The organism is Bacillus sp. NPDC060175 (assembly GCF_042728695.1).
GTDB lineage: Bacteria > Bacillota > Bacilli > Bacillales > Bacillaceae_G > Bacillus_A.
Window position 1 is genome coordinate 1 of the sequence record NZ_JBHWYR010000143.1, and the last position, 6,629, is coordinate 6,629.

Annotated in this window: 6 protein-coding genes and 1 riboswitch; of the genes, 5 read left to right on the forward strand and 1 reads right to left on the reverse strand. The window is 33.2% G+C overall.

Going from position 1 to position 6,629, the window contains the following annotated elements:
• Positions 1-57 precede the first annotated feature (57 nt).
• Positions 58-399, reverse strand: a complete 342-nt coding sequence (locus tag ACFWDE_RS29475; protein ID WP_377896262.1) for a DUF3914 domain-containing protein — start codon at positions 397-399, stop codon at positions 58-60.
• Positions 400-678: 279 nt separating this feature from the next.
• Here ACFWDE_RS29475 and ACFWDE_RS29480 point away from each other — a divergent pair, with 279 nt between their 5' ends.
• The 5 genes from ACFWDE_RS29480 to tenA all read left to right on the forward strand — a co-directional run bounded on the left by ACFWDE_RS29480 (position 679) and on the right by tenA (position 6,491).
• On the forward strand, positions 679-1,920 hold the full coding sequence (locus tag ACFWDE_RS29480; RefSeq protein WP_377896263.1) for an esterase/lipase family protein: 1,242 nt from the start codon (positions 679-681) through the stop codon (positions 1,918-1,920).
• A gap of 86 nt (positions 1,921-2,006) precedes the next feature.
• The gene (locus tag ACFWDE_RS29485; RefSeq protein WP_377896264.1) at positions 2,007-3,032 is read left to right on the forward strand and encodes a homoserine dehydrogenase; all 1,026 of its coding nucleotides are present in this window, start codon (positions 2,007-2,009) and stop codon (positions 3,030-3,032) included.
• A gap of 96 nt (positions 3,033-3,128) precedes the next feature.
• Positions 3,129-4,577 (forward strand): MocR-like pyridoxine biosynthesis transcription factor PdxR, encoded by a 1,449-nt coding sequence (gene pdxR / locus ACFWDE_RS29490; protein WP_002147488.1) that lies wholly within the window; start codon positions 3,129-3,131, stop codon positions 4,575-4,577.
• Positions 4,578-4,581: 4 nt separating this feature from the next.
• Positions 4,582-5,496: a D-alanine--D-alanine ligase gene (gene ddlB, locus ACFWDE_RS29495; protein ID WP_002147489.1), complete on the forward strand. Its 915-nt coding sequence runs from the start codon at positions 4,582-4,584 to the stop codon at positions 5,494-5,496.
• A gap of 73 nt (positions 5,497-5,569) precedes the next feature.
• A riboswitch (TPP riboswitch) is annotated at positions 5,570-5,675 on the forward strand.
• Positions 5,676-5,801: 126 nt separating this feature from the next.
• The gene (gene tenA, locus ACFWDE_RS29500; RefSeq protein ID WP_002147491.1) at positions 5,802-6,491 is read left to right on the forward strand and encodes a thiaminase II; all 690 of its coding nucleotides are present in this window, start codon (positions 5,802-5,804) and stop codon (positions 6,489-6,491) included.
• The last annotated feature ends 138 nt before the right edge of the window (positions 6,492-6,629 follow it).

Consider the following 6,629-nt stretch of genomic DNA (forward strand, 5'->3'; position numbering starts at 1 on the left):
GAAAATTTTATCAACCTCGAACTCTTTTTAGTTTATAGACCAATCAAATATTATGCTTTACATTACTTCATTTAATCGAGTCTCACTCGTTTCTTCAATCGCATTTGAATTTTGAACTGAATTATTTTGAGCTTCTTTTTCTTTACGAGACTTTTGTAGCATTTCAAGGATGATCCATAAAGGAACACCTTTATCCTTTAACATCTTCCATAAATCTAATTCGTTAAATTTATGCTCAGGCTGTTTCATTTCTTTTTCAGATGAACGAATATCGAACTTGATAGGATCATTCGCTTTCTTACCTTCAAGTTTAGTAGAAGAGATAGTATTATGCTCAAGACTAGAAGGAGTTATTTTAGTAGGTTGAGATAATGTATGAATATTTAATCCGATTTGCATGCTTTTTTCCTCCTTTTCAAGCAATGAAATTAGTATTCTTATGATTTCTAAATCCAGTTAACATGAGGAAACTATATTTAATTATAAATTCAAATAATCAGATTTACAAGTTGTATTGTAAAAAGTAAATACTAACTTGAATTAATATTTATCAACATTTGTGTATGTTTTCTATATATACAATGTATATAAAATACTTTACATTATGTTTAAGTTGAAAACTAATTGTGTAAATCTTTTTCATAGAAAAATGTAAACGTTTTATTAGGGGGAGAAAGTATGGGAAAATTATATTTAAAAATATGTTTTTTTGCGTTAGTGACTTTCTGTTCAGTCGCTGCGAAAACAACTTATGCAGAAGAGAGACAACAAAATAATTATCCTATCATTTTAGTGAATGGCTTTGCCGGATGGGGTAGAGAGGAAATGCTAGGGGTTAAATATTGGGGTGGTGTTCATGATATACAGGAAGATTTAAAAAGAAATAATTATACAGTATATACTGCTGCTGTTGGGCCTGTTTCTAGTAACTGGGATCGGGCATGTGAATTATATGCGCAAATTAACGGTGGAACAGTAGATTACGGTGCGGCGCATGCTGAGATACATGGACATAATCGCTTTGGCAGAACTTATAGTGGTTTTGCACCGAATTGGAGTGAAACAAATAAAATTCATTTAGTCGGACATAGCATGGGTGGACAAACGACAAGAACATTAGTGCAGCTATTAAAAGAAGGCAGTTTTGAAGAAAAGAATTATGTGAAAAATCATTCGAACACAAAGATATCACCACTATTTGAAGGTGGTAAATCGTATGTTCATAGTGTTACAACATTAGCAACTCCTCACAATGGTACAACACTTGCGGACGGAAGTCTTCTGTTACCGTTTGTTAAAGATTTACTCATTACAGCTGCAAGTTTAGGAGGAAACAATAATTTATCATTATATGATTTTAAATTGGAACAATGGGGTATAAAAAAGAATGCCGGAGAGTCCTTTTTCCAATATAGTGATCGTATTCTAAATAGTTCAATTTGGAAAAATACAAAAGATATAAGTCAATGGGATTTAAGTACTGATGGTGCAAAAGAGTTAAATAATTGGGTAAAAACGCAATCGGATGTATATTACTTATCCTATAGTGGACATGCATCACAAGCAACACCTATAACAGGTTTACATTTACCTCATATAACGATGAATAAAGTGTTAATGGGTAATGCATTCTTCTTAGGTTCCTTTGCAAGGTATGAAGAAAATCGACCATTAATAGATACTTCTTGGTGGCAAAATGACGGTGTAGTAAATACAAATTCTATGATTGCGCCTTCGTCTAATATTGCTGCAAATGATAATAAGTCATTACAGATTGGAAAATGGAATCATATCGAAACGAAAGCAAATTGGGACCACCTCGATATGGTAGGACTAAGCGTTTCAGACACGTTAGGATTTTCTAATATTCAAGAGTTTTATAGAACAATTGCAGAAAAATTATCACGGTTACCGAAATAGATAATATAAAGCGCTCTCGATGGAATTCGAGGGCGCTTTATATTATATTGAAAGAGGGATTTGGTAGAAAAATATGGGGGGATATTATGAAAATTCAAGTTGTATTATCAGGATATGGGACAGTAGGAAGAGAGTTTATAAAATTATTAAACGAAAAATATTTATATATATATGAAACATATGGAATTCATTTAGTTGTAAGTGGCGTATTAGGTAGGAATATTGCAATACATAATGAGGAAGGTTTGTCTATTCATCATTTATTGATGTATGGTTGTGGTACTGCTGCAATTGAAAAATATATAGAACATCATCCGAAGGAACGTGCAACAAATAAGATAAGTGGTAATGTATTAGTAGAATCAACAGTTACAAATCTTAAAGATGGAAATCCAGGAAAAAAATATATAAAACAAGCGATTGAGAAACATATGGATATAGTTGCAATTTCTAAAGGTGCCCTTGTTACAAACTGGAGAGAAATAAATGAAGCAGCAAAAATGGCGAATGTACGAATTCGATATAGTGGTGCAACTGCCGCGGCACTACCGACACTAGATATTGGGCAATTTAGTTTAGCAGGTTGCAATATTGAAAAAATAGAAGGGATATTAAACGGGACAACTAATTATATTCTTACAAGAATGTATGAAGAAGATAAAACTTTTGAAGAAGCGTTGCAAGAAGCACAAAATAAAGGGATTGCGGAGACAAACCCTTTATTAGATATAAGCGGGATGGATAGCGCATGTAAATTATTACTTTTGACGAATGGTTTAATGGGAACAGATTATGCACTCAAAGACATGCGAATAAAAGGAATAGAGCACGTTACAACGCACCAAATTCAAAATGCGAAAGAACAAAATAAAACTATTAAATTAATTGCATCAGCAAATAAAGATGATAATGGAAAAGTAAACCTTAGCGTACAACCTTTTAATTTAGAGAAAGAACATCCATTAGCAAGTATAAATGGTACCGAAAAAGGAATTACGTTCTTTACGGATTCAATGGGGCAAGTGACAACGCTTGGAGGTGCCTCAAATCCAAGAGGGGCAGCCGCAGCCGCTTTAAAAGATGTAATCAATTTATATCGAAAGGATTTATAGGTTTGCTGACCGTACCGCTATTATTAAAAAATACATATGTAGTGGACCTTTTGAGAATGAAATAAATATGTAAAAATAATTGCAGGGGGTAAGAAATTGTTTAAAGATTTTAAAGTTGTAAAAGATCGTCCCGTTTATATTCAATTAAAGGATTATTTAAAAAAGATGATTATGAAAGGGCATTTGCTCGGTGATCAAAAAATCCCATCAACAAGGGAACTGAGTGAATTATTATCGGTGAGCAGAAATACAGTACTCTCTGCTTATGCGGATTTAGAACAAGAAGGGCTCATTTATGCAGTTAAAGGAAAAGGAAATTTCGTTGCGAAGGTGGATATAAGTAACACCTCGTCTGTTGAAATAGATTGGAAAAATAAACTTAATACAGTTACCACATTAGCGGATGAATTAGACTTAATGAAGCATGGAGTTCGCTGGGAAAAAGGAATGATTGTTTTTAATAGTATAGCCCCGGATGAAAAGCTATTTGATGTTGAAAATTTCAAAAGAGCTTTTCTTACTCGTATGTCCATTGAAGGGGATATCGTATTGAACTACGGATATGCAAAAGGTTATCGACCGTTAATGAATTATCTACTTCATTACATGGAAATGAAAGGTGTAGATATTTCGAACAAAGATATTTTAATTACAAATGGATTTACAGAAGGATTAGATATTGTACTATCTTCCTTATCGAAGAAATCAGGGCGTGTTATTTGTGAGAATCCAACTCACCATGCTGCATTGAAACTTTTTCGCTTACACGGGCTTGAAGTTCATGGGATAGATATGAATGATGATGGTATTGATACGACTGAAGTAGAAAAAAGTTTACGTGAAAAGGATTTTGATTTTGCATATTTAATTCCTTCTTATCATAATCCAACTGGTATTGTTACGAGTTCGGAGAAAAGAACGGAATTGATGAGGCTATTTTCGAAATATAAGGTTCCTATTATAGAGGACGGGTTCAATGAAGAATTACGTTATTCAGGTTCACATTTAGCGCCATTATTAACTTTTGCTGGGGCTGGTAATAATGTGATTTATATTAGTAGCTTTTCGAAGGTACTTTTCCCTGGTTTACGTGTAGGGTGGATTATTGCAGATAAAGAACTGATTCATTATTTAGAAAGTGTTAAAAGAGCAAGAACCATTCACACATCTACGTTAGATCAAGCTGTTCTGTTTCAATATTTACATGAAGGATATTTTGAAAAATATTTAAAAAAAGCAAGATCTGTTTATAAGAAAAAATATGAGTTAGCTGTTGGGGCGTGTAATCAGTACATTCCGTTTAAAAGGATGACTGGAGATGGCGGACTTCATTTGTTTATAGAGTTGGAAGAAAAAATTCAAGCCCGCACACTTTTACAAAAGTGTTATGAGAAAGGCGTAACGTTTTCTCCTGGTGATGTTTTTTACTCTGATGGAGGAGGAGCGAACACATTCCGATTAGGATTTTCACGTTTGAAAGAAAAGGAAATTGTTAGCGGGATTCAAATAATTGGTGAAACATTAAAAAATGAAACTTGGAGTTGAGAAAATGAGAATTGGCGTTATTATGGGAGGAGTATCCTCTGAAAAACAAGTATCAATTATGACTGGGAATGAAATGATTGCACATTTAGATAAGAGTAAGTATGAAATAGTTCCAATTACGTTAAATGAAAAAATGGATTTAATTGAAAAAGCGAAAGACATTGATTTTGCATTGCTAGCATTACACGGAAAATACGGAGAAGATGGTACGGTTCAAGGGACGCTTGAGAGTTTAGGTATTCCATATAGCGGCAGCAATATGTTGTCTAGCGGTATATGTATGGATAAAAATATTTCAAAAAAGATTTTACGTTATGAAGGAGTAGAAACACCAGATTGGATTGAACTTACAAAAATGGAGGATCTAAAGCTTGATGAATTAGATAAGTTAGGATTTCCGTTAGTGGTAAAACCAAACTCTGGCGGCTCGAGTGTTGGCGTAAAGATCGTCAATGATAAAAATGAATTAATCTCAATGCTGGAAACTGTATTCGAATGGGATTCTGAAGTAGTAATTGAGAAGTATATAAAAGGTGACGAGATTACATGTTCAATTTTTGATGGTAAACAGTTACCTATCATTTCGATTCGACATGCAGCGGAGTTTTTTGACTACAATGCAAAATACGATGATGTTAGTACAATTGAAGAAGTTATTGAACTTCCAACTGAAATTAAGGAACGTGTAAATAAAGCGTCATTGGCTTGTTATAAAGCATTAAAATGTAGTGTTTATGCAAGGGTAGATATGATGGTGAAGGACGGAATTCCATATGTAATGGAGGTTAATACATTACCAGGGATGACACAATCAAGTTTACTGCCAAAAAGTGCAGATGCGGCTGGAATTAATTATAGTAAACTATTAGATATGATAATTGAAACTTCATTAAAAGTAAGGAAAGAAGAAGGTTTTTAAGATAAGTGTACAATTAAAACTTTTGATAGTTCCACGAAGTATGCTATGATAATTACAATACGACAACTAAATATTTATCCACTAGGGGGGCCTTTTGTAGGCTGAGATCAAATATAATTTTGAGACTCTTAGTACCTGATCTGGTTAATACCAGCGTAGGGAAGTGGGAAGACGATCATATTTAAAGAATAAATTAATATTGTCTATTTCACTTTCTTTACGCCTGTAAAGAAAGTTTTTTTGTTTTACGGTTTTAATAACTGTGGATAAATACGTATATTTTATACATTATTGGAGGAATTTAAATGACTTTTTCACAAACATTACGTAAAGAAGTTGATTCTATTTGGGAGGCAAGTTTTAATCATCCTTTTGTAAAAAAACTTGGTGAAGGTACGTTAGATTTAGCAAGTTTTCGTTATTACGTACTTCAAGATTCATATTATTTAAGTCATTTTGCTAGAGTACAAACTTTAGGAGCTGCAAAGGCTCTTGAATTAGAAACGACAGCTCGCATGGCACACCATGCTCAAAATACATATGAAGCAGAACTATCATTACATGAGAATTTCGCAAAGAAATTAGGAATTACGAAAGAAGAAAAAGATAATTTTATCCCTGCACCAACTGCATATGCGTATACTTCACATATGTACCGTGCGGCGTATGAAGGGCATTTAGGAGATATTATCGCAGCAATTTTACCTTGCTACTGGCTATATTATGAAATTGGTGAACGTTTAAAAGAGTGCCAGCCAGAAGAGCCAATTTATAAAGAGTGGATTTCTGCTTATGGATCTGATTGGTTCCGTACTTTAGTTGAAGAGCAAATTACACGATTAGATGCTATTGCTGAACAAGTGACAGAGTCTGATCGGAAGCGTATGAAACAGCATTTCATTATTAGTAGTCAATATGAATATTCATTTTGGGAAATGGCTTACACTTTAGAAAAATGGCCAGTGAATACAGACGTAAAAAATGTAATTAGATAAAGAGTATATAAAAGGTATCGCTATATCAAGAGGTGATACCTTTTATTATATTTAGTTTCTGTAATTTTTTTGTAAATCATAGATAAAAAAATTAATAATGTATTATAATGATTTTGTAATATATAGAGTGACATAAGG